The 24,056-nt window shown below is 56.6% G+C and carries 18 protein-coding genes; 14 read left to right on the top strand and 4 right to left on the bottom strand.

Annotated elements, in window-relative coordinates:
• Nucleotides 1-64: 64 nt before the first annotated feature.
• The 9 genes from mrcB to fhuB all read left to right on the top strand — a co-directional run bounded on the left by mrcB (nt 65) and on the right by fhuB (nt 13,943).
• Nucleotides 65-2,590, top strand: coding sequence for a bifunctional glycosyl transferase/transpeptidase (mrcB, locus tag IM299_RS10860; RefSeq protein WP_045631651.1), 2,526 nt, complete (start codon nt 65-67; stop codon nt 2,588-2,590).
• 333 nt (nt 2,591-2,923) lie between these two features.
• Nucleotides 2,924-3,496: a fimbrial protein gene (locus IM299_RS10855; RefSeq protein WP_045631190.1), complete on the top strand. Its 573-nt coding sequence runs from the start codon at nt 2,924-2,926 to the stop codon at nt 3,494-3,496.
• A 43-nt stretch (nt 3,497-3,539) separates the two neighbouring features.
• Nucleotides 3,540-4,253, top strand: a complete 714-nt coding sequence (locus IM299_RS10850) for a molecular chaperone (RefSeq protein ID WP_041911205.1) — start codon at nt 3,540-3,542, stop codon at nt 4,251-4,253.
• Between the two features lie 19 nt (nt 4,254-4,272).
• Nucleotides 4,273-6,750 (top strand): fimbria/pilus outer membrane usher protein, encoded by a 2,478-nt coding sequence (locus tag IM299_RS10845; RefSeq protein ID WP_193357474.1) that lies wholly within the window; start codon nt 4,273-4,275, stop codon nt 6,748-6,750.
• A gap of 12 nt (nt 6,751-6,762) precedes the next feature.
• Nucleotides 6,763-7,767, top strand: coding sequence for a fimbrial protein (locus IM299_RS10840; protein WP_080339198.1), 1,005 nt, complete (start codon nt 6,763-6,765; stop codon nt 7,765-7,767).
• A gap of 203 nt (nt 7,768-7,970) precedes the next feature.
• A complete protein-coding gene (fhuA, locus tag IM299_RS10835; RefSeq protein ID WP_193357473.1) occupies nt 7,971-10,226 on the top strand; it encodes a ferrichrome porin FhuA in 2,256 nt (751 codons plus the stop codon).
• Nucleotides 10,227-10,276: 50 nt separating this feature from the next.
• The gene (gene fhuC, locus IM299_RS10830; protein ID WP_193357472.1) at nt 10,277-11,074 is read left to right on the top strand and encodes a Fe3+-hydroxamate ABC transporter ATP-binding protein FhuC; all 798 of its coding nucleotides are present in this window, start codon (nt 10,277-10,279) and stop codon (nt 11,072-11,074) included.
• On the top strand, nt 11,074-11,964 hold the full coding sequence (gene fhuD, locus IM299_RS10825; protein WP_028015564.1) for a Fe(3+)-hydroxamate ABC transporter substrate-binding protein FhuD: 891 nt from the start codon (nt 11,074-11,076) through the stop codon (nt 11,962-11,964). Before fhuC ends, fhuD begins: the two co-directional genes overlap by 1 nt.
• Entirely contained in the window at nt 11,961-13,943 is a 1,983-nt protein-coding gene (gene fhuB / locus IM299_RS10820; RefSeq protein ID WP_047367358.1) for a Fe(3+)-hydroxamate ABC transporter permease FhuB, read from the top strand. Before fhuD ends, fhuB begins: the two co-directional genes overlap by 4 nt.
• A 51-nt stretch (nt 13,944-13,994) precedes the next feature.
• On the opposite strand, the gene hemL is transcribed toward fhuB, so the two are convergent.
• The gene (gene hemL / locus IM299_RS10815; protein WP_041911201.1) at nt 13,995-15,275 is read right to left on the bottom strand and encodes a glutamate-1-semialdehyde 2,1-aminomutase; all 1,281 of its coding nucleotides are present in this window, start codon (nt 15,273-15,275) and stop codon (nt 13,995-13,997) included.
• Between the two features lie 176 nt (nt 15,276-15,451).
• On the opposite strand from hemL, the gene clcA reads away from it, so the two are divergent.
• Entirely contained in the window at nt 15,452-16,852 is a 1,401-nt protein-coding gene (clcA, locus tag IM299_RS10810; RefSeq protein ID WP_193357471.1) for a H(+)/Cl(-) exchange transporter ClcA, read from the top strand.
• 79 nt (nt 16,853-16,931) lie between these two features.
• Entirely contained in the window at nt 16,932-17,276 is a 345-nt protein-coding gene (gene erpA, locus IM299_RS10805) for an iron-sulfur cluster insertion protein ErpA (RefSeq protein ID WP_008501923.1), read from the top strand.
• 58 nt (nt 17,277-17,334) lie between these two features.
• Here the strand turns inward: erpA and IM299_RS10800 are convergent, their stop codons facing one another.
• Genes IM299_RS10800 through mtnN form a run of 3 tightly spaced genes read right to left on the bottom strand, consistent with a single transcriptional unit; the run spans nt 17,335 to nt 19,471 of the window.
• The gene (locus IM299_RS10800; protein ID WP_028015568.1) at nt 17,335-17,958 is read right to left on the bottom strand and encodes a TRIC cation channel family protein; all 624 of its coding nucleotides are present in this window, start codon (nt 17,956-17,958) and stop codon (nt 17,335-17,337) included.
• Between the two features lie 21 nt (nt 17,959-17,979).
• Complete coding sequence (btuF, locus tag IM299_RS10795; RefSeq protein WP_193357470.1) at nt 17,980-18,780, bottom strand: vitamin B12 ABC transporter substrate-binding protein BtuF; 801 nt, start codon at nt 18,778-18,780, stop codon at nt 17,980-17,982.
• Nucleotides 18,773-19,471 (bottom strand): 5'-methylthioadenosine/S-adenosylhomocysteine nucleosidase, encoded by a 699-nt coding sequence (gene mtnN, locus IM299_RS10790; RefSeq protein ID WP_193357469.1) that lies wholly within the window; start codon nt 19,469-19,471, stop codon nt 18,773-18,775. The genes btuF and mtnN overlap by 8 nt, the downstream gene beginning before the upstream one ends.
• Before the next feature lie 82 nt (nt 19,472-19,553).
• Here mtnN and dgt point away from each other — a divergent pair, with 82 nt between their 5' ends.
• The 3 genes from dgt (at nt 19,554) to cdaR (ending at nt 23,940) form a co-directional block, all read left to right on the top strand.
• A complete protein-coding gene (gene dgt / locus IM299_RS10785) occupies nt 19,554-21,068 on the top strand; it encodes a dGTPase (RefSeq protein ID WP_028015571.1) in 1,515 nt (504 codons plus the stop codon).
• A gap of 131 nt (nt 21,069-21,199) precedes the next feature.
• Nucleotides 21,200-22,636 (top strand): serine endoprotease DegP, encoded by a 1,437-nt coding sequence (gene degP, locus IM299_RS10780; protein ID WP_047363510.1) that lies wholly within the window; start codon nt 21,200-21,202, stop codon nt 22,634-22,636.
• A 146-nt stretch (nt 22,637-22,782) separates the two neighbouring features.
• Nucleotides 22,783-23,940 (top strand): DNA-binding transcriptional regulator CdaR, encoded by a 1,158-nt coding sequence (cdaR, locus tag IM299_RS10775; RefSeq protein WP_032644978.1) that lies wholly within the window; start codon nt 22,783-22,785, stop codon nt 23,938-23,940.
• Nucleotides 23,941-24,056: the final 116 nt, after the last annotated feature.

Below are 24,056 nucleotides of genomic sequence, written 5' to 3'. Positions count from 1 at the left end.
TTTCACAGGCCTGTGGAAGAAAAGAAAATCTGGCCTTTGCGCCTGAAAGTTGCGGAGAAAAAGCATGGCGGGGAATGACCGCGAGCCAATAGGACGTAAGGGAAAACCCGCGCGTCCGGCGAAAGAAAAGGTAAGCCGTCGTCGCCTCAGAGATGAGGAGTATGACGATGACTATGAAGACGATTATGAGGATGAAGAACCCATGCCGCGTAAAGGAAAAGGCAAAGGGCGTAAGCCTCGTGGGAAGCGCGGCTGGTTCTGGCTGCTGCTGAAGCTGTTCATTGTTTTTGTTGTGCTGATCGCGATTTACGGCGTTTATCTGGATCAGAAGATCCGCAGCCGTATCGACGGGAAAGTCTGGCAATTGCCCGCGGCAGTGTATGGTCGCATGGTGAACCTTGAGCCGGACATGTCCATCAGCAAGAACGAGATGGTGAAACTGCTGCAAGCTACGCAGTATCGTCAGGTCACGAAAATGACCCGCCCGGGCGAATTTACCGTCCAGGCGAAGAGCATTGAGATGATCCGCCGCCCGTTCGACTTCCCGGACAGCAAAGAGGGGCAGGTGCGCGCGCGTCTGACTTTTGACGGCGATCGGCTGGAAACCATTGAGAACATGGACAATAACCGCCAGTTCGGTTTCTTCCGTCTTGATCCGCGTCTGATCACCATGCTCTCGTCCGCCAATGGCGAACAGCGCCTGTTCGTGGCGCGTAACGGCTTCCCGGATCTGCTGGTGGATACCCTGCTGGCAACCGAAGACCGCCATTTCTACGAGCACGACGGTATCAGTCTCTACTCCATCGGCCGTGCGGTGCTGGCGAACCTGACTGCGGGCCGTACCGTGCAGGGGGCGAGTACGCTTACCCAGCAGCTGGTGAAGAACCTGTTCCTCTCCAGCGAGCGTTCTTACTGGCGTAAAGCCAACGAAGCGTACATGGCCGTGCTGATGGATGCGCGCTACAGCAAGGATCGTATCCTTGAGCTGTACATGAACGAGGTGTACCTCGGCCAGAGCGGCGATAACGAGATCCGCGGCTTCCCGCTGGCGAGCCTGTACTACTTTGGCCGTCCGGTGGAAGAGCTCAGCCTTGACCAGCAGGCGCTGCTGGTGGGCATGGTGAAAGGGGCGTCCATTTATAACCCGTGGCGCAACCCGAAACTGGCGCTGGAGCGTCGTAACCTGGTACTGCGTCTGCTGCAACAGCAGCAGGTGATTGACCAGGAATTATACGACATGCTTAGCGCACGTCCGCTGGGCGTGCAGCCGCGCGGTGGGGTGATCTCTCCGCAGCCTGCTTTCATGCAGATGGTGCGCCAGGAGCTGCAAAGCAAGCTCGGTGATAAGGTCAAAGATCTCTCCGGCGTGAAGATCTTCACAACCTTTGACTCGGTAGCCCAGGACGCTGCAGAAAAAGCGGCGGTGGAAGGCATTCCGGCGCTGAAGAAACAGCGCAAGCTCTCCGATCTGGAAACCGCGATGGTGGTGGTTGACCGCAATACCGGCGAAGTTCGCGCGATGGTGGGCGGCGCAGAGCCGCAATATGCGGGCTACAACCGCGCGATGCAGGCGCGTCGTTCGATTGGCTCTCTGGCTAAACCAGCGACCTATCTCACCGCGCTGAGCCAGCCGAATTTGTATCGCCTGAACACCTGGATCGCCGATGCGCCAATCTCCCTGCGTCAGCCTAACGGCCAGGTCTGGTCACCGCAGAACGATGATAAACAGTTCAGCGGCCAGGTGATGTTGGTGGATGCGTTAACCCGCTCCATGAACGTACCTACGGTTAACCTCGGTATGGCGCTGGGTCTGCCGGCCATTGTCGATACCTGGCAGAAGCTGGGCGTACCGAAAGATCAGCTGCACCCTGTTCCGGCGATGATTCTGGGGGCGCTTAACCTGACGCCGATCGAAGTGGCGCAGGCGTTCCAGACCATTGCCAGCGGGGGTAACCGCGCACCGCTCTCTGCCCTGCGTTCGGTGATTGCCGAAGATGGCTCCGTGCTGTATCAGAGCTTCCCGCAGGCTGAACGTGCCGTTCCTGCGCAGGCGGCCTACATGACGCTGTGGACGATGCAGCAGGTTGTGCAGCGCGGTACCGGTCGTCAGCTGGGGGCGAAGTATCCTGGTCTGCATCTGGCGGGTAAAACCGGGACCACCAACAACAACGTCGATACCTGGTTTGCCGGTATTGATGGCCGTGAAGTGGTGATCACCTGGGTAGGTCGTGACAACAACCAGCCGACCAAACTTTACGGGGCGAGCGGGGCGATGTCGATTTACCAGCGCTACCTGGCGAACCAGTCACCTGTGCCGCTGAACCTGGTCGCGCCGGAAGATATCGTCGATATGGGCGTGGATGGTTCCGGGAACTTTATCTGCGGCGGCGGGATGCGAACCCTCCCGGTCTGGACGACCAACCCGGACTCACTGTGCCAGCAGAGCCAGCCTGAACAGCCAACGGGCAACCCGTTCGATCAATCTTCTCAGCCGCAGCAGCCGCAGCAACAACCGGCCCAGCAGCAGAACGAGAAGAAAGACAGTGATGGCGTGGCCGGCTGGATCAAGGATATGTTTGGTGGGAATTAATTAATTCCCTGAATAAAAAGCCGCTTTAATATAAAGCGGCTTTTTTGTTTTTTACATTCTGCAATTTTTAAAAAAATTAAATATCTAATTTAGAATTTTTAAGTTCTCATTTTTTTCATCTAAAACATGCATTTGAAATCTTCTACATGTTGCGTAACTTTATCCTCTCTGGACACAATGAAGAATAATCTGATGTAATCGCCATAAGAAATTCACTGGCTCAAAGGATATTCCTATTTAGTCAGTCATGTGTAACATGCTGGATAACATTTCGACTCAAAATATTTGTAGTGCGAATGGATGCCACAATTGTCAAATATAAGGATATTTTTCATGAACAAAAAAATTGTCGCTACATTTTTAGCCGGAAGCGTTATGGCCGCGCTGTCTCTGCCTGTATTTGCATCAAACGATTCCGGTACGGTGAACTTCGCCGGAAAAATTGTTGCCGATACCTGTGAAATTAACGTTGATGGCACAGGGACTAACGCTTCCACCGTCACTTTCGCAGATACCTATCCTTCGGATTTTGGCGCTGACGGTACGGTTGGCACCTCAAAAGCCTTTAAGATTGAAGTGAAAAAATGTGACCCGCTGGTCGCTAAACTGAACCTCAAGTTTAGCGGCACGACAACAGACGCCGCTAACAAGCGTTTGAAGAACGATCTGACTGGCGCAGGCAATGCGACCAACGTTGGCATCATCGTCAGCAATGAGAACGGCGCTAAAGGCGATGTTGTTTTCGACGGTTCAGTACCGGATGCGGGTACCGATGTGAACAACGACGCAACCGGGGCAACGGCTTCTGTCTTTAACTACACCGCGAAAGTGATTCAGGTGGGGGATACCGCGCCAACCGCGGGCCATTACTCCTCCTCTGCAACATTCGAGGTTGTCTATCGCTAAGCAATGACGGGCAGCCTGAACGGCTGCCTTTTTGGAACATTGTATGAAGACTTTATTTAAATTGTTATGTGGTTGTTTAATTATTTCCTGCTGTTCAGTACAGGCAAGTGTTGTTCTCGGTGGTACGCGAATTATTTATCCATCGAATAAATCAGAAGTTCAGATAGCACTTAAAAATAAAGATCCGCATACACGTTATCTGGTGCAAAGCTGGGTCAGTTACCCCAATGATGCGAAAGCGCCGTTTATTATTACTCCCCCTGTTTACAAATTGCAGGAAAATCGTCAAACCCTTTTGCACGTTATTTTTACCGGCGATAAAAAAAGCCTGCCCGCAGACCGGGAATCTCTGTTTCTGGCAAACGTTAAATCCGTATCGGCACTCTCGCCGGAGCTGAAAGAGAAAAACACGCTGCAATTTGCGATGAAAACGCGCCTGAAGCTTTTCTGGCGTCCGGCTCAGCTGAAGGAAAGCGATGCCCTGGAAGCCTACGCAAAAATCACATTCCAGCGTCAGGGCGACACGCTAATTGCAAACAACCCGACCCCGTTTTACGTCTCGTTTGGCGAGCTTGCCGTTGGTGGGAAAAGTGTTCCGGTGAAAGAGACCAAAACCACGCCAGGCGCCATTTCAATGATGGTGGCTCCGTTCAGCGAGCAGCGTTTCGCGTTACCGAATTCAGCAAAGGGCGCGGTGACCTGGACGGCAATCAATGATTTCGGTGGGCAAACCCCACAGCGCAAGCAGGCTCTTTAAATCATCATGTTGGTATTTTATGTCGTCACCTCTGCTTCACAAACAGGTACTGTACGGGATCGCGCTGACGCTGCTCGCCGCGATCCAGCCTGCCTGTGCTGATGACGAATTTAACCTGCGGATCCTTGAGCTGGATACGCCCCTCGAAAATACCTCTACATTAAAAAACTTCATTAACGATAACGGGCTACTTGCCGGAAGCTACCTTACGACTGTTATGTGGGATCGGGACGTTGTGGATAAACGTCCCATCGCTTTCGTGCTGTCTGACGATAAACAGCGCCTGCTGCCGGAGCTGACGAAAGCGGATCTGCGCGATTACGGCGTGAAAGTCGACACGATCCCGGACTTAAAAGATCTGGATGACGGCGCTTACGTCCGCGATATCTCCCATTTCATTGAAAATGCCCGTTACGAATACAATCAGGATGACCAGGCCCTGAAGCTGGTCATCCCGCAGGCGTACCGCGACCATGCTGCCGCTGGCGCGATACATCCAAAATTCTGGGATGACGGCGCGCCTGCCGCCTGGACAAGCTATCAACTCAGCGGTTCTCAGCAGCACTACAGTTCGGGCAAAACCTCTTCGACCTGGCTTGGCCTGGAGTCGGGGATTAACCTTGGGGCGTGGCGGCTGAGGAATAACAGCACCTGGAGCGACGCTTCTGGCTGGGAGGGCATTGCCAGCACGTTACAACGCGACATCAAAACGCTGAAAAGCCAGCTTGAGATTGGTCAGACATATACCAATGGTGAACTTTTTGACAGCGTCCAGATGACCGGCGTGAAGCTGGAAACGGATACTTCTATGCTGCCTGTTAGTCAGCAGGGCTTTGCGCCCGTCGTGCGCGGTATTGCCAATAGCGATGCGAAAGTCACTATCAAGCAAAACGGCTACACCATCTATCAGACAAACGTCTCACCGGGGCCGTTCGAGATCCGCGATTTAAGCCAGGTAACATCCGGAGCCGATCTGGAAGTGACCGTCGAAGAGGCGGACGGCAGCGAGCATAGCTTCATCCAGGCCAGCGCGTCGGTGCCGGTGTTACAGCGGGAAGGCGGCTTTAAGTATTCGCTGGCCGCAGGGCGCTATCGCGGTAATGAAGGTGAAGACGAACCCACCTTTGCGCAAGGCACAGCCATCTATGGTCTGCCTTACGGCGTCACGGCGTATACCGGCGCGCTGGGTTCATCACTGTATCACGCGCTACTGCTGAGGCTCGGTGCCGATCTGGGGCATTTCGGCTCCGCCTCTGTCGACCTCACGGCCGCGCGTACCGCGTTTGATGACGGGCGTGACGATGCCAGCGGTTTATCCTGGCGGGCGCAGTATTCAAAAGATATTCCCGACACGGATACCACCATCACGCTTGCCAGCTATCGCTACTCCACATCGGGGTTCTACACCTTTCAGGAAGCTATCGATCAGCGTGACAGCGAAATCGATGACGGCATTTATACCTACCGCAGAACTAATAACCGCCGTAGCCGCATGCAGCTCAACCTGTCCCAGCGTATTTCAGACTGGGGCTCGGCCTATCTCAACGGCTATCAGCAGGACTACTGGGATATGGACGGCCATGAGCGTAGCGTCAGCGCGGGGTTCAGCTCCAGCTGGCGCGACATCACCTGGTCGATAAGTTACAACCTGACCCGCACGCCAGATGCCGATACCGACCGGCAAATGGCGTTGACGGTCAACATTCCGTTATCAAAGTGGCTGCCGAATTCCTGGGCAACCTATAGCGCGAACTCCGCCAGCGGTGGGTTTGTCTCGCATCAGGTCGGGCTCGGCGGTACTGCTCTCGAGGACAATAAGCTGAGCTATAACCTCCAGCAGACCTATGCCAACCAGGATACGGGCTACGGCGGCAGCCTGTCAGGACGTTATCGCGGGGCTTCCGGTGAGGTAGGGATGGGGTACAGCTACGGTGGTAACAATCGGCAGTGGAACTACAGCGCTCAGGGGTCAATCGTTGCTCACGAGCATGGCGTGACGCTGGGGCAACCCGTACGCGACGCCTTCGCCATTGTGCACATTAAAGATGGTGATAACGTCAAAGTGCAAAACGGGCGCGGTATCACGACGGACCGTTTTGGTAACGCGATTGTTCCTTCTCTGACGGCCTATCGGCACAACATCATCACCGTGAATACGCAGGATCGAGAAGATATTGATATCGACGCGGCAACGCTGGATCTCGTGCCGACAAAAGGCGCTGCGCTGAGCGCAACCTTCGATGCGCGCGTTGGACGACGCGCGCTGGTGACTCTGCGTTACGCGGGTAAGCCCGTGCCGTTTGGTGCCGTGGTGGCGCTGGATAACACCTCGGCCATCGTCGGGGATGACGGCGAGGTTTACCTCACCGGGCTGTCCGGCAAAACAACGTTTAGCGTGCAGTGGGGAGAAGAGCGCGATCGGCAGTGCCAGGGGACGCTGGACATTTCCACGCAGAGCCCGACAGGGATCGTGAAAGCCACGGTCAACTGCTATTAACAGAGGTATTTCATGCATCTACGTCGTTCGGTCAACACTTTTCTTTTACCCGTTCTGCTCGTGCTGACGGGGGCCTTTTTCCATACAGCCAGAGCAGACTGCACCTTTAACGGCAGTTCTGATGTGGATGCCGTGGTGACGTTTCAACTTCCTCCGGTGATCGTTGTTGCGCCCGACACGCCCGTCGGCACCGTCATTTATGACGCCAGCGTTGAGAGTAAAGCGGTGACGGTGGACTGTAGCGGTGATGCGCAAGTACGGCGAGGGTATCTGTACCTCACGGATACCGATGCACGAGAAGATGTCATGCCCGGGGTTTATCAGACTAATGTGCCGGGTATTGGCATCCGCGCGGCTGCGTCGAGTGAACGCTTTCCCGGTTACAATGAAGAGGATATTGTCCGGCCTATCCACTATCTGGGTTCGATACATGGTTATTCGCAGAGCACATCGACGTTTCGCGCCGCTGCACAGCTGGTCGTGACGGGCGATATCCAGGAGGGGGATTTGGATACGTCGCGATTAACGTCAATGGATATCTTGGGCAACGCGGCGATCGGTGAAATGCGCTTTTCTCCTGCCAGCGTCCACATTACGACCAATACCTGTAATCTGGTCGACCGGAACATCTATGTGCCGCTAAGAACGGTCAATACGCAGGATTTTACCGGCCAATATTCCGACGTACTCACTGACGGTAGCTTTAAGATTGAAATCACCGACTGCGCGGCAGGGACGAAGGTTGATTATCAGTTCACGAGCGCGGGCTCGACGGGCGTAACGAACGGCAATATTTTGGGCATCGCTAGCGGAGACTCTGCCGCCGAGGGCGTTGGCATTCAGATCCTCGACCAGAATAATACCGTGCTGCAGTTTGATCGGAACTACACGGCGATAACCAGCACGCAGGACAAGGTTCCTGTCGAAATTCCCCTCAAGGCGCGCTACGTCAAAACGGGAGAGGTTAAAGCGGGCAAAGTCGACTCCGTCGCCACGTTCGAGGTGTTTTACCGTTAATTCTCTCTGCCCGTTTCGGCGGGCTTAAGCGATCATTTTGCTAACCTCATTAACCCTCTCTTTTCATCTGGTTAATTCTTAAACCCTTAAATCTTGTAGGGCCGCTTACTGCTTGCTATGCAACCAGCGTTTCGCATATTATTCTGCGGTCATAATAATAATTCTCGTTTACGTTATCATTCACTTTTCCATCAGAGATAAACATGGCGCTTTCCAATACTGCTCAGCCAATTAACACGTCGCTGCGTAAAGTCGCGGTTGTCGTAGCCACAGCGGTTGCCGGCATGTCTGCATTTGCTAACGCTGCCGAAACCCCGAAAAAAGAAGATACTATTACCGTTACCGCTGCACCTGCTGCACAGGAAAGTGCCTGGGGACCTGCTGCGACTATCGCCGCTCGCCAATCTGCGACCGGTACCAAAACAGACACCCCAATTCAAAAGGTTCCACAGTCTATTTCTGTGGTAACTGCCGAAGAGATGGCGCTGCATCAGCCACGTTCGGTGAAAGAAGCCCTGAGCTACACGCCGGGCGTTGCGGTGGGTACCCGAGGTGCTTCGAATACCTATGACTACCTCGTGATCCGCGGTTTCGCGGCCGACGGCCAGAGCCAGAATAACTACCTCGACGGCATGAAGCTGCAGGGCAACTTCTACAACGACGCGGTGATAGACCCTTATATGCTGGAGCGCGCTGAAATCATGCGCGGTCCGGTTTCCGTTCTGTACGGTAAAAGCAGCCCGGGCGGCCTGCTGAACATGGTAAGTAAGCGCCCAACAACCGAGCCGCTGAAAGAGATCCAGTTTAAAGTGGGTACCGACAGCCTGTTCCAGACCGGCTTTGACTTTAGCGATGCGATCGATGATGACGGCGTTTATTCATACCGTCTGACGGGCGTTGCACGCTCGAACAATTCGCAGCAGGAAGATAAGGGCGAGCAGCGTTATGCCATCGCGCCATCCTTCTCCTGGCGTCCGGATGATAAAACCACCTTCACGTTCCTCTCCTACTTCCAGAACGAGCCTGAAACGGGCTACTACGGCTGGCTGCCAAAAGAGGGGACGGTTGACCCGCTGCCAAACGGCGATCGTCTGCCGACTAACTTCAATGAAGGCGCAAAGAACAACACCTATTCCCGTAACCAGAAAATGGTGGGATACAGCTTCGACCACGAATTCAACGACACTTTCACCGTGCGTCAGAATCTGCGCTTTGCCGAGAACAAAACCTCGCAAAACAGCGTATACGGCTACGGCATGTGTTCCGATCCGCTCTATTCGAGTAATCCGGCATCCAGCCCTTGCGCGAGCATTCCTCAGTCACAATGGGGGCATACGCTGACTCGCCAGTATGTGATCGATGACGAGAAGCTGCAAAACTTCACCGTTGATACGCAGCTTCAGAGCAAGTTCGCGACGGGGGCTCTCGACCATACCCTGCTGACAGGCGTTGATTTCATGCGCATGCGTAATGACATTAACTCCTGGTTCGGCTACGCCGGCTCCGTTGCGCCATCCGATATTTACGATCTCGATCGTGGCGATTTCGATTTCGGTTCACACCCTGGACCGTCTGGTGCTTACCAGGTGCTGAACAAGCAGAAGCAGACCGGCGTTTACGCTCAGGATCAGATCGAATGGGATAAAGTGCTGGTGACACTGGGCGGCCGTTACGATTGGGCCGATCAGGAGTCCTACAACCGCGTATTAAATACCACCGCCAAGCGTGATGATACTCAGTTCACCTGGCGTGGCGGCGTTAACTACCTGTTCGACAACGGGGTAACTCCTTATTTCAGCTACAGCGAATCCTTTGAACCGGCTTCCCTGACCGATGCTCAGGGTAAACCGTTCTCGCCGTCTAAAGGCAAACAGTACGAAGCGGGCGTGAAATACGTGCCGAACGATCGTCCGATCGTGATCACCGGTGCAGTGTATCAGCTGACCAAAACCAACAACCTGATGGCTGACCCAACTGGCTCACCCTTCTCCGTTGAAGGCGGCGAGATCCGCGCCCGTGGCGTAGAGCTGGAAGCGAAAGCGGCGCTCTCTGCCAGCGTGAACGTTGTCGGTTCTTATACCTATACCGATGCGGAATACACCACCGACACCAACTACAAAGGCAACACGCCGGCGCAGGTGCCAAAACATATGGCATCCCTGTGGGGTGATTACACGATGTTTGACGGCCCACTGTCTGGCCTGACGCTGGGTACCGGTGTGCGTTATACCGGCTCCAGCAAAGGTGACCCGGCGAATAGCTTCACTGTTGGAAGCTATACACTGGTTGATGCACTGGTCAGATACGATCTGGCGCGTGTAGGCATGGCCGGATCAAACGTCGCGCTTCACGTGAACAACCTGTTCGATCGTGAGTACGTTGCCAGCTGCTTCAACACCTACGGTTGCTTCTGGGGTGCTGAACGCCAGGTTGTCGCCACCGCGACCTTCCGCTTCTAACCTCTTTATGGGCACGGTTCGCCGTGCCCTTTTTATTTAAGTTGGCTGACATGCAGGATAATAAAACGCAATCCGACACCACCTTTACGCTCAATAATCTCTCCTTTCGCGTACCCGGGCGCACCCTGCTGCATCCGCTCTCTCTGACGTTTCCTGCCGGTAAAGTGACGGGCCTGATTGGCCACAACGGTTCCGGTAAATCCACACTGCTCAAGATGCTGGGACGCCACCAGCCACCTTCTGAAGGGGATATTCTGCTGGACGATCGGCCGCTGGAGGGCTGGAGCAGTAAAGCCTTTGCCCGCAAGGTGGCCTACTTGCCGCAGCAGCTGCCACAGGCGGAAGGGATGACGGTGCGTGAGCTGGTAGCGATTGGCCGCTATCCGTGGCACGGGGCGCTTGGCCGCTTCGGCGTCTCCGACCGGGAGAAAGTAGAAGAGGCGATTGCGCTGGTAGGGCTAAAACCGCTGGCGCATCGCCTGGTGGATAGTCTGTCCGGCGGTGAACGTCAGCGGGCGTGGATTGCGATGCTGGTGGCGCAGGACAGCCGCTGCCTGCTGCTGGATGAACCGACCTCGGCGCTGGATATCGCCCATCAGGTCGACGTGCTGGCGCTGGTGCATCGCTTAAGCCAGCAGCGCGGCCTGACGGTGATCGCTGTCCTGCACGATATCAACATGGCGGCACGCTACTGTGACTACCTCGTCGCGCTGCGCGGCGGTGAAATGATCGCTCAGGGCACGCCGTCTGAGCTGATGCGCAGCGAAACGCTGGAACAGATTTATGGTATTCCGATGGGTATTCTGCCTCACCCGGCCGGGGCTGCACCGGTGAGCTTTGTCTACTGATGCTGGATTCAACATACATTAGCCGCCGTCGCCTGCTGACGGCCATGGCGCTCTCGCCGCTGCTGTTGAAGATGGCCCCGGCCCGCGCCGCCGCTATCGATCCGCACCGCATCGTGGCGCTGGAGTGGTTACCCGTCGAGCTGATGATGGCCCTGGGTATCACGCCCTACGGCGTGGCCGACATTCCCAACTACACCCTGTGGGTGAATGAGCCAAAACTGCCGGACTCGGTCATCGACATCGGTCTGCGCACGGAGCCAAACCTTGAGCTTCTCACGCAGATGAAACCGTCTTATTTATTCTGGTCTGCGGGGTATGGCCCGTCGGAAGAGATCATGGCGAAGATTGCGCCGGGACGAGGCTTTTCCTTTAGCGACGGTAAAAAGCCGCTGACCATGGCAAAAAATTCCATCCACGAGATGGCCCAGTTCCTCAACCGGGAAGCGGAAGCAAAACAGCATCTCGATGAGTTTGACGCGCTGATTGAGTCTCTTAAGCCGCGCTTTGCCCGCCGTGGCGATCGGCCTTTGCTGATGGTGACGCTGCTGGATGCCCGCCATATGCTGGTCTTTGGAAAGAACTGCCTGTTCCAGGAAGTGCTCGACAACTTCGGCATTCGCAACGCCTGGGAAGGCGAGATGACGTTCTGGGGAAGCACCGCCGTGGGCATCGACCGCCTGGCGGCGTTTCGCGACGTCGACGTGCTGTGCTTTGACCACGGCAACGAGCGTGAAATGCAAACCCTGATGGCGACCCCGCTCTGGCAGGCGATGCCGTTCGTGCGCGAGCAGCGCTTCCTGCGCGCCCCTGCGGTATGGTTTTACGGCGCGACGCTGTCGGCAATGCACTTTGCCCGCGTGCTGGACAACGTGATGGGGGGCAAAGCATGAGTACGCGTATTGCTCGTTTCCCGGCGCTGCTGCTGGGGCTGATTTTTCTGGCGGCGCTGGCGCTAACCGGGTTCAACCTCTCCACGGCACTGCCGCGCGAGCAGTGGGCGGCCGCGTTTGCCGCTCCGGATATCGACAATATTCAGCAGATGTTGTTCCACTACAGCCTGCTGCCGCGTCTTAGCATCTCCCTGCTGGTCGGGGCGGGGCTGGGGCTGGTGGGCGTGCTGTTTCAGCAGGTGCTGCGTAACCCGCTGGCGGAGCCAACCACGCTGGGCGTGGCGACGGGGGCACAGCTGGGGATCACCATCACCACCCTCTGGACGCTGCCGGGGGCATTAACCTCGCAGTTTGCCGCGCTGGCAGGTGCCTGCGTCGTGGGCGCGCTGGTCTTTGGCGTGGCCTGGGGAAAACGTCTCTCGCCGGTCACGCTGATCCTCGCCGGGCTGGTCGTCAGCCTCTACTGCGGCGCGATCAACCAGCTTCTGGTGCTGTTTCACCACGACCAGCTGCAAAGCATGTTTATGTGGAGCACCGGCACGCTCACCCAGACCGACTGGAGTATCGTCCAGCGCCTGTGGCCACAATTGTTTGGCGGCGTGGTGCTCACGCTGCTGCTGCTGCGCCCGCTCACTCTAATGGGGCTGGATGATGGCGTGGCGCGCAACCTGGGGCTGGCGCTGTCGCTGGCTCGTCTGGCGGCGCTCACGCTGGCGATTGTGCTGAGCGCTCTGCTGGTTAACGCGGTTGGCATCATCGGGTTTATCGGCCTCTTTGCGCCGCTGCTGGCGAAAATGCTCGGGGCGCGTCGCCTTCTGGCACGTCTGCTGCTGGCGCCGCTGATCGGGGCGCTGATCCTCTGGCTTTCCGATCAGATCATTCTCTGGCTGGCGCGCGTCTGGATGGAAGTGTCTACCGGGTCGGCAACGGCGCTTATCGGTGCGCCGCTGCTGCTGTGGCTGCTCCCGCGTTTGCGCAGCATCAGCGCCCCAGCGATGGACGCGGGCGATAAAGTCTACGCTGAACGTCAGTCGGTGCTGTGGTTCAGCCTTGCCGGTCTGGCGGTGTTGCTTATCGCCTCGTTTGCCGCCCTCGCGTTTGGGCGCGATGCCGCAGGCTGGCACTGGGCAACGGGTGACTTACTCAACGAACTGCTGCAGTGGCGCTGGCCGCGTATTCTCTCCGCGCTGATTGCCGGGGTGATGCTGGCGGTGGCGGGCTGTATTATTCAGCGTCTGACCGGTAACCCGATGGCAAGCCCTGAAGTGCTGGGGATCAGCTCCGGCGCAGCCTTTGGCGTGGTGCTGATGCTCTTCCTGGTGCCGGGCAATGCGTTTGGCTGGCTGATGCCTGCCGGGAGTATCGGTGCGGCGGCCACGTTGATGATTATTCTGGTTGCCTCTGGCCGCGGCGGATTTTCTCCGCACCGCATGCTGCTGGCCGGTATGGCGCTCAGCACCGCCTTTACTATGTTGCTGATGATGCTGCAGGCGAGCGGCGATCCGCGCATGGCGAAGATCCTGACCTGGATTTCCGGCTCAACGTACAACGCCACCGCCAGCCAGGTTGCCTGGTCAGGAAGCGTTATGATCGTGCTGCTGGCGATGGTACCGCTGTGCCGTCGCTGGATGACCATTCTGCCGCTGGGGGGCGAAACCGCGCGTGCGGTTGGCTTAGCGCTGACGCCAACGCGCGTCGCGCTTCTTCTGCTGGCGGCGTGTCTGACGGCAACCGCCACCATGACCATCGGTCCACTAAGCTTTGTAGGGTTGATGGCGCCGCATATCGCCAGAATGATGGGTTTCCGACGGACGATGCCACATATTGTGATGTCGGCCCTGACGGGCGGGGTCATTCTGGTGTTTGCCGACTGGTGTGGAAGGATGGTGCTGTTCCCGTATCAGATCCCGGCGGGTCTGCTGTCGACCTTCATTGGTGCGCCGTACTTTATTTATCTGTTGAGGAAACAGAGCAGATAAAAAAAAGCCGGGTGGCGCTGACGCTTACCCGGCCTACGTTTCTGGCGCGGTTTACAGTTTCGCAAACACCTTACGCGCCGCGTCGATGGTGTTATTGATATCTTCTTCGCTGTGCGCCACGGACATAAAGCCCGCTTCGAACGCGGACGGTGCCAGGTACACGCCTTCTTCCAGCATCAGGTGGAAGAAGCGCTTGAAGCGTTCAACGTCGCACTTCACCACATCCTGATAGCGGGTCACGGTTTTCGCATCGGTGAAGAAAATCCCGAACATCCCGCCCACGTGGTTAACAACCAGCGGAATTCCCGCTTCTTCTGCGGCTTCCAGCAGACCGTTTGCCAGCTGCGTGGTACGGTCCGTCAGGGTTTCATGAATACCCGGCTGCGCCACTTCGGTCAGACAGGCGAAGCCTGCAGCCATGGCAATTGGGTTACCGGAGAGCGTGCCCGCCTGGTAAACCGGTCCGGTTGGCGCCAGGGCTTCCATCACGTCCTTACGACCGCCGAAAGCACCGACCGGCATGCCGCCGCCGATGATTTTGCCGAGGCAGGTCAGGTCCGGCTCAACCTCATAATAAGACTGGGCGCCCGCCAGTGCCACGCGGAAGCCGGTCATCACTTCATCGATGATCAGCAGCGCGCCGAACTCATCGCACAGCGCGCGCAGGCCCGGCAGGAAGTCAGGCTGCGGAGGGATGCAGTTCATGTTGCCCGCAACCGGTTCAACGATAATGCAGGCGATCTCCTGCGGATACTGCTCGAACGCCGCGCGAACGGTGTTCAGATCGTTGTAGGTGCAGGTCAGGGTGTGCTTCGCGAAATCAGCAGGTACGCCAGGCGAGTTTGGCTGGCCGAGGGTCAGCGCGCCGGAGCCCGCTTTCACCAGCAGGCAGTCCGCATGGCCGTGGTAGCAGCCTTCGAATTTGATGATTTTGTCGCGACCGGTAAAGCCGCGCGCCAGACGGATGGCACTCATGGTGGCTTCGGTACCGGAGTTCACCATACGCACCATGTCCATGGTCGGCACCAGTTCGGTAACCAGCTCCGCCATTTTCACTTCCATCTCGGTCGGCGCACCGAAGCTCAGGCCGCGCTGCGCGGCTTCGATGACCGCGTTACGAATGGCAGGATGGTTATGTCCGAGAACCATCGGCCCCCAGGAACCGACGTAATCGATATAGGCTTTGCCATCGACATCATACAGATACGCGCCGTCAGCACGTTCAATAAACAGCGGCGTGCCGCCCACGCCGGTAAAGGCGCGTACTGGCGAGTTCACGCCACCGGGGATTAGCTCGCGGGCTGCACTGTAGAGGTTTTCAGACTTGCTCATGGCGTCGTTCCTGGTTCGTATAAAATGATTAAGCCCACTATTCTAAGTGATTCGGGGAAGGTTATGAAATTTTTAGCCTGGTAATGCTTTAAGATTTGTTAAGTAATTTTCAGGAGACAGTGAGGCAGTCTCTGGTAAAATCCACGCGGCTTTTGTATGACGAATAAGTACAGGACATGAAATCAGATTCTCCGTCTTTTGAAGAACAACAGTTTACGCGCGCCAAGCATCGAATCAGTATCCGCCGGCTGCTCAATCGCGATAAAACGCCGCTGGCGATCCTGCTGGCCGCTGCCGTGGTGGGTACCCTTGCAGGGCTGGTTGGCGTGGCGTTTGAAAAAGCGGTTAATGCCGTACTCAACTGGCGAGTCGGTACCGTAGCCGGTTTTGCCGATCGCGAATGGCTGGTCTGGGTAGCGGCATTCGGCCTGTCTGCGCTGTTTGCCATGGTGGGGTATTTTCTGGTGCGTAAATTCGCCCCGGAGGCGGGCGGGTCTGGCATCCCGGAAATTGAAGGCGCGCTGGAAGAGCTGCGCCCGGTGCGCTGGTGGCGGGTGATCCCGGTTAAGTTTATTGGCGGCATGGGGACGCTGGGCGCAGGGATGGTGCTCGGCCGGGAAGGGCCAACGGTGCAACTGGGGGGGAACGTCGGCCGCATGGTGGGCGATCTGTTCCGCATGCGCAGCGCCGAGGCGCGCCATACGCTGCTGGCCACCGGTGCAGCGGCGGGGCTTTCTGCGGCGTTTAACGCGCCGCTGGCCGGTATTTTGTTCATCATCGAAGAGATGCGCGCGCAGTTCCGCTACAACCTGATCTCCATTAAAGCGGTGTTTACCGGCGTCATTATGTCGAGCATCGTCTTTCGCATCTTTAATGGCGAAGGGGCGGTGATTGAAGTCGGTAAACTGACCAACGCACCGGTTAATACCCTGTGGCTGTACCTGATCCTCGGCATGATTTTTGGTGTGGTGGGCCCGCTGTTTAACACCTTTATCTTACGCGCTCAGGATATGTTCCAGCGCGTTCACGGCGGCAATACCACGAAATGGGTGCTGATGGGCGGCCTGCTGGGCGGCATTTGTGGCGTGCTCGGCTTTATCGAACCGAATGCCGCGGGCGGCGGTTTCGGGCTGATTCCCATTGCCGCAGCCGGGAATTTCAGCGTGGGTTTGCTGCTGTTTATGTTTTTCTCCAGGGTCATTACGACGGTACTGTGCTTCTCCTCCGGCGCGCCCGGCGGGATTTTTGCCCCGATGCTGGCGCTGGGAACGCTGCTCGGCACCGCGTTTGGTATGGCGGCTGAGGCAGGTTTCCCCGCTTACCACCTGGACGCCGGCACCTTTGCAGTGGCCGGGATGGGGGCGCTGCTGGCCGCCTCCCTGCGCGCGCCGTTAACCGGCATCGTGCTGGTGCTGGAGATGACGGATAATTACCAGCTCATTTTGCCAATGATCATTACTTGTCTCGGCGCGACACTATTAGCCCAATTCCTGGGTGGAAAACCGCTATACTCCACCATCCTCGCGCGTACCCTGGCAAAACAAGAGGCGGAGCGGGCCGCCACGCAGAATACTTGAATGAATTACCAGGGTATTAGATAATGACGAAAAGAATTGGGTGAATTTTACCCAATAGCAGTATTCATGGGAGCATAAGATGAGTGATGACGTAGCTGTGCCGCTGGAGTTTACCGAAGCAGCAGCCAACAAAGTGAAAACCCTGATTGCCGACGAAGACAATCCGGATCTGAAACTGCGTGTCTATATTACCGGTGGCGGCTGCAGCGGCTTCCAGTACGGTTTTACCTTTGACGATCAGGTGAACGACGGCGATATGACCATCGAGAAGCAGGGCGTCGCGCTGGTAGTTGACCCGATGAGCCTGCAGTATCTGGTGGGCGGTTCGGTGGATTACACCGAAGGTCTGGAAGGTTCGCGTTTTGTGGTGACCAACCCGAACGCAACAAGCACCTGCGGGTGTGGTTCTTCGTTCAGCATTTAAGCCTGAATGCGGATTGTAGGCCCGGTAAGCGAAGCGCCACCGGGCTTATAAACGACGCCTATCTTGACGTTTCATCCAGCGCAAACGTCGGCAGCTTCAGGTGCCAGCGTATCGCCGCTAAACGTATCACCAGCGTCACGACCATCCCCAGCATCGCGGCGTTTTCCAGCGGAAGTGCAAACGTGTAGTACGCGGTCGCGTGGACAATGCCGCCCGCAATACAGGCCGTTGCGTAAATTTCAGTACGCAGGATCATCGGCACCTCACGCGCCAGAATGTCGCGAATGATGCCGCCGCCCACGCCGGTTAATACCCCCATGCAGATCGCCACCATCGGGCCGGTGCCCGCATTAAACGCCTTATTGACGCCAATACCGACAAACACGGCCAGACCGACGGCATCCAGCACCGGCAATATCCATTTGGGTAATCGGCGGGGCTGGCGAACCAGCACAATGGTTAACAGACAGGTGACCATCGCGACCACAAGATCGGTAGGATCTTTCACCCAAAACACCGGGCCATTTGCCAGCGCCATATCGCGGATTGTCCCGCCGCCAACGGCGGTCACCACGCCAAGCACCAGCACGCCAAACGGATCCATGCGTAGTTTTCCGGCGAGCAGGACGCCGGAGATAGCAAAAACGGCTGTACCAAGAATATCCAGCCAATAAACGAGCATCGTTAAATCCTCGAACGTATGTTAATGACCCTCTGCCAGGGCGGCACAGAGCTGTTTTGCGGCGAGGATAATACGCGGGCTGGCGCGTTCAAACCAGTCACCGTTGAGTGGGATCACCGGAATTTTTAGCTGGCTCTGCCAGAATTGTTTAATTTTAGGAATCTCGCTCGCATTTCCGACCACGACGATGGCCTGCGGCTGGCGCGCCAGAACCTGCTCACGGCTCACCTGAGGCCACGGTACCCGGCTGGCAGCAAAGATATTTTCACCGCCGCACACTTCCAGCACCTGGTTCTGAATCGAGCCTTTTCCGGTGGTAAACAGCGGCTGGCTGCCGAACTGCAGGAAGATGCGCTTTTTGGCTGGCGTATCGTATTGGGCTTTCAGCGCGGCATAGTCGCTGAGCATCTGGTTCGCCGCACTCTCGGCTTTTTGAGGCGCAGGGCTATAAGGGGCCAGGGCGCGCAGAGCCTGAGCGACCTGCTCAATACTTACCGCGTCAACCCACATGACCTTGATGCCAAGCGAGGTGAGCTGGTTAACCTGCCGCTCGGCGTTACCGCCGCGCCAGGCCAGCACGAGATCCGGCTTAAGCGCCACAATGCGCTCAAGATTCATCCCTTGCCAGGTTGCCACTTGCTCAATGCCGGCCGCCTGTGGGGGGTAATCTGAAAAGCTGCTGACGCCAATGGGGGTGATCCCGGCGGCAAACGCCAGTTCGGTATTAGCGGGAGAGAGGGTAATCACACGCGGCGCGGCGAACAGCCACGCCGGTGCAAGCAGCAGCAGGGCGGCCAGCGCCCTGATAGACCGTTTAGCCACGCGCCAGGTTCTGCACCAGGCGTTCCACCATCACGGTGGACTGTTTTGCCGCAACGGCCAGGAACTCGTCGAAGCTGATGTGAGACTGCTGGTCTGCCACGTCAGAGATGGCGCGAACCACCACGAACGGTACGCTGAAATTGTGGCAAACGTGCGCAATCGCGGTCGCTTCCATCTCTACGGCAACCGCCTGCGGGAAGTTATGACGGATTTTCGCCAGACCGACGGAGCCATTGATGAACGCATCACCGCTGACAATCAGGCCGCGTACCGCGTTGAGATTGAGCTCAGCAATGCAGGCTTCAGCCGCCGCTATCAGTTGATCGTCAGCTTTAAACCCTGCCGGGCAGCCCGGAAGCTGGCCATACTCGTAGCCGAACGCGGTGACGTCAGCATCGTGGTAACGCGCTTCGTCGGAGACAACGATATCGCCCACTTTCAGCGTCGGTGCCAGACCGCCTGCTGAGCCCGTGTTAATGATGACGTCCGGCTTGCAGCGCTCAAGCAGCAGGGTCGCACCCAGCGCAGCAGCCACTTTACCGATGCCTGATTTCAGCAGAGCCACCTCAACACCGTTCAGCTGTCCGGTGTAGATCTCACAACCCCCGAGAGAGAGGGTCTGACGGTTCTCAATTTTGTCACGCAGGAGCGTAACTTCTTCTTCCATTGCACCAATAATGCCGATTTTCATAGATTTACTCGCGATGTGCCTTGTTAAGAGGCATAGTCTATCATGCGGTTAAGGGGAAACGCATTCTCACGCGGGGGAGCACATGTCACCAATCGATTTTCGTACCAAAATTAACTGGCACCGACGTTTCCGTTCGCCGCAGGGCGAAAAGAGCGAACATGAGATCCTGCGTATCTTCGAAAGCGATCGCGGCAGGATTATTAACTCGCCCGCCATCCGGCGTCTGCAGCAAAAGACCCAGGTATTCCCGCTGGAGCGTAACGCCGCGGTGCGCACGCGCTTAACCCACTCCATGGAAGTGCAGCAGGTCGGGCGTTATATTGCCAAAGAGATTTTAAGCCGCCTCAAAGAGCAGCGTTTACTGGAAACCTATGGCCTGGATGAGCTGACGGGGCCCTTCGAGAGCATCGTTGAGATGGCCTGCCTGATGCATGACATCGGCAACCCGCCTTTTGGCCATTTTGGCGAGGCGGCTATTAATGACTGGTTTAAACAACGGCTTTATCCGTCGGATGCGGCAAGTCAGCCACTCAGCGATGACCGCTGCATCGTGCGCGATTTACGCCTGCGTGAAGGCGAAGAAGGGCTGAACGATCTGCGCCGCAAAGTGCGCCAGGATCTCTGTCACTTTGAGGGCAACGCGCAGGGGATCCGGCTGGTGCACTCCCTGATGCGCATGAACCTGACCTGGGCGCAGGTTGGCTGCATTTTGAAATATACGCGTCCCGCGTGGTGGATGGGGGAGACGCCTGCATCCCACAGCTATTTAATGAAAAAACCGGGCTATTACCTTTCCGAAGAGGCCTATATAGAACGGCTGCGTAAAGAACTTTCCCTGACGCCAAACGGCCGATTCCCATTGACGTGGATTATGGAAGCCGCCGACGATATTTCCTATTGCGTGGCTGACCTGGAAGATGCCGTTGAGAAAAGAATATTCAGCGTCGAGGAGCTTTATCAGCATCTTTATGCGGCATGGGGAACCCATGAAAAAGGATCGCTGTTTGCGCAGGTTGTCGAAAATGCCTGGGAAAAATCGCGCTCAAATACGTTGAGCCGCAGTACGGAAGATCAGTTCTTTATGTATTTGCGGGTCAATACATTAAATAAACTGGTGCCGTATGCCGCCTCGCGCTTTATTGATAATTTGCCGCAAATCTTTAGCGGGGAATTCAATCATGCGCTGCTGGAAGATGACAGCAGTTTCAGCCAACTCCTTGAGCTTTATAAACATGTGGCGATGCGGCATGTGTTCAGCCATCCTGATGTCGAGCAGCTGGAACTGCAGGGATACCGTGTAATCAGTGGATTACTGGAAATTTATTCACCGTTGCTGCAACTCTCCGTCGAGGAGTTTAGCGAGCTGGTGGAAAAAGAACGCGTGCGGCGAATTCCTATCGAATCCCGGCTTTATCAGAAACTTTCTACCCGCCATCGGCTGGCGTATGTCGAAGCGATGGGTAAGCTGGATCGCCACGCTCTGGAATGGCCGGTGATGGAATATTATTATCGCTGCCGTCTAATCCAGGACTATATCAGCGGCATGACCGATTTGTATGCCTGGGATGAATACCGCAAGCTCATGGCCGTGGAATAATTCCGGAGTTTTGTAAAGAAGGCCAATAAATTTTTACCTTTTCCATAAACTTATGGCCGGAACTAAGCGGTATAAAATGAATCTGAGTTACACAGCAATTTTGCGTTACCTGTAAATCGAGATTGAGAAACATGAAAAAAACCACATTAGCAATGAGTGCACTGGCTCTGAGTTTAGGTTTAGCGCTGTCTCCTCTGACTGCTACTGCAGCCGAGACCGCGTCGTCGGCAGCAACCGCGCAGCAGATGCCAAGCCTGGCACCGATGCTCGAAAAAGTGATGCCATCGGTGGTGAGTATTAACGTTGAGGGCAGCACGACCGTCAATACGCCGCGCATGCCGCGTAACTTCCAGCAGTTCTTCGGTGACAATTCACCGTTCTGCCAGGACGGTTCGCCATTCCAGAGTTCTCCGTTCTGTCAGGGCGGTGGCGCAGGGGATGACGGCCAGGGCGGCGGCCAGCAACAGAAATTCATGGCGCTTGGTTCCGGTGTGATTATTGATGCCGCAAAAGGCTACGTGGTCACCAACAACCACGTTGTGGATAACGCCAGCACCATTAAAGTTCAGCTGAGCGATGGTCGTAAATTCGATGCTAAAGTGGTGGGTAAAGATCCGCGCTCCGACATCGCGCTGATCCAGATTCAGGATCCGAAGAACCTGACGGCGATTAAAATTGCCGACTCCGATGCGCTGCGCGTGGGCGATTACACCGTCGCTATCGGTAACCCGTTCGGTCTGGGTGAAACCGTGACCTCCGGTATTGTCTCTGCGCTGGGCCGTAGCGGCCTGAATGCGGAAAACTATGAAAACTTCATCCAGACGGATGCGGCCATTAACCGTGGTAACTCCGGCGGTGCGCTGGTGAACCTGAACGGCGAGCTGATCGGTATCAACACCGCTATTCTGGCACCGGACGGCGGTAACATCGGTATCGGCTTTGCTATCCCGAGCAACATGGTGAAAAACCTGACCGCGCAGATGGTGCAGTATGGCCAGGTGAAACGCGGTGAGCTGGGTATCCTCGGTACCGAACTGAACTCTGAACTGGCGAAGGCGATGAAGGTTGACGCCCAGCGCGGGGCATTCGTCAGCCAGGTGATGCCGAACTCCTCTGCGGCGAAGGCGGGCATTAAAGCGGGTGATGTGATCACCTCTCTGAACGGTAAACCGATCAGCAGCTTTGCCGCCCTGCGTGCGGAAGTGGGCTCGATGCCAATTGGCAGCAAAGTGACCCTTGGCCTGCTGCGTGACGGCAAACCGGTTAACGTAAGCCTGGAGCTGCAGCAGAGCAGCCAGAATCAGGTGGACTCCAGCACCATCTTCAGCGGAATTGAAGGCGCAGAGATGAGTAACAAGGGCCAGGACAAAGGCGTGGTGGTGAACAACGTGAAAGCAAATTCACCTGCTGCCCGTATCGGCCTGAAAAAAGGCGATGTGATCATGGGGGCTAACCAGCAACCGGTGAAAAACATCGCTGAACTGCGCAAAATTCTCGACAGCAAACCGTCCGTGCTGGCGCTGAATATCCAGCGCGGTGACACCTCAATTTACCTGCTGATGCAGTAATTCTCTTAAGCCCCTGTACGCAGGGGCTTTCTTGTTTCTGTGACGCCTACCGCAACTCCATACTTTCCCCTCTCACTTTGTGCATTCGCACAATGCAGTCGCTGCTGAACTTCCCTATGCTTGAGCTCTGCTCACAGGAGGGTTACATGGCTGGCTGGCATCTAGATACCAAAATGGCGCAGGATATCGTGGCGCGCACCATGCGCATCATTGATACCAATATCAACGTAATGGATGCCCGCGGGCGCATTATTGGCAGCGGCGATCGCGAGCGTATTGGGGAATTGCACGAAGGAGCCCTGCTGGTGCTCTCTCAGGGCCGCGTGGTTGATATCGATGATGCGGTAGCGAAACACCTGCACGGCGTGCGTCAGGGGATCAACCTGCCGCTGCGTCTGGAAGGGGAAATTGTTGGCGTCATCGGCCTGACGGGCGAACCGGAATCCCTGCGTAAATACGGCGAGCTGGTCTGCATGACGGCGGAAATGATGCTGGAGCAGTCGCGCCTGATGCATCTGCTTGCCCAGGACAGCCGCTTACGTGAAGAGCTGGTGATGAACCTGATTCAGGCGGAAGAACATACGCCTGCACTCAGCGAATGGGCGCAGCGTCTGGGGATCGATCTGAACCAGCCGCGCGTGGTGGCGGTGATTGAGGTCGATAGCGGACAGCTTGGCGTAGACAGCGCGATGGCCGAGCTGCAGCAACTGCAAAATGCGCTGGCGACGCCGGAGCGCGACAACCTGGTGGCGATCGTCTCGCTGACGGAAATGGTGGTGCTCAAACCGGCGCTCAATGCGTTTGGCCGCTGGGATGCTGAGGACCATCGTCGTCGCGTGGAACTGCTGATTTCCCGTATGCAGGAGAACGGCCAGTTGCGTTTTCGCGTTGCCCTGGGCAATTACTTTACCGGGCCGGGCAGCATCGCCCGGTCCTGGCGTACCGCGCGCACCACCATGATGGTGGGCAAGCAGCGGATGCCGGAGAGCCGCAGTTATTTCTATCAGGATCTGATGCTGCCGGTGCTGCTCGACAGCCTGCGCGGCGGCTGGCAGGCCAATGAGCTGGCGCGGCCACTGGCGCGCCTGAAAGCCATGGACAACAACGGCCTGCTGCGCCGGACGCTGCAGGCGTGGTTTCGCCATAACGTGCAACCGCTGGCGACCTCAAAAGCGCTGTTTATTCACCGCAATACGCTTGAGTACCGGCTAAACCGGATCTCGGAGCTGACGGGGCTGGATTTGGGGAACTTTGACGACAGGCTGCTGCTCTATGTCGCGTTGCAGCTGGACGAACAGAGATGACTGAGTGCGGTCTGGTGCCCTCACCCTATCCCTCTCCCACGGGGCTGAGGGATCCCCAGTAATATGGTCATGCCTCCATGACCATATTACTGTACTCTTTTCCCAGCTTTTTCATC

This window comes from Enterobacter cloacae complex sp. P47BA, assembly GCF_014930485.1.
Lineage (GTDB): Bacteria > Pseudomonadota > Gammaproteobacteria > Enterobacterales > Enterobacteriaceae > Enterobacter > Enterobacter bugandensis.
Note: the sequence above shows the minus strand (reverse complement) of the source record. Positions and strands in the feature narration are given on the sequence as shown.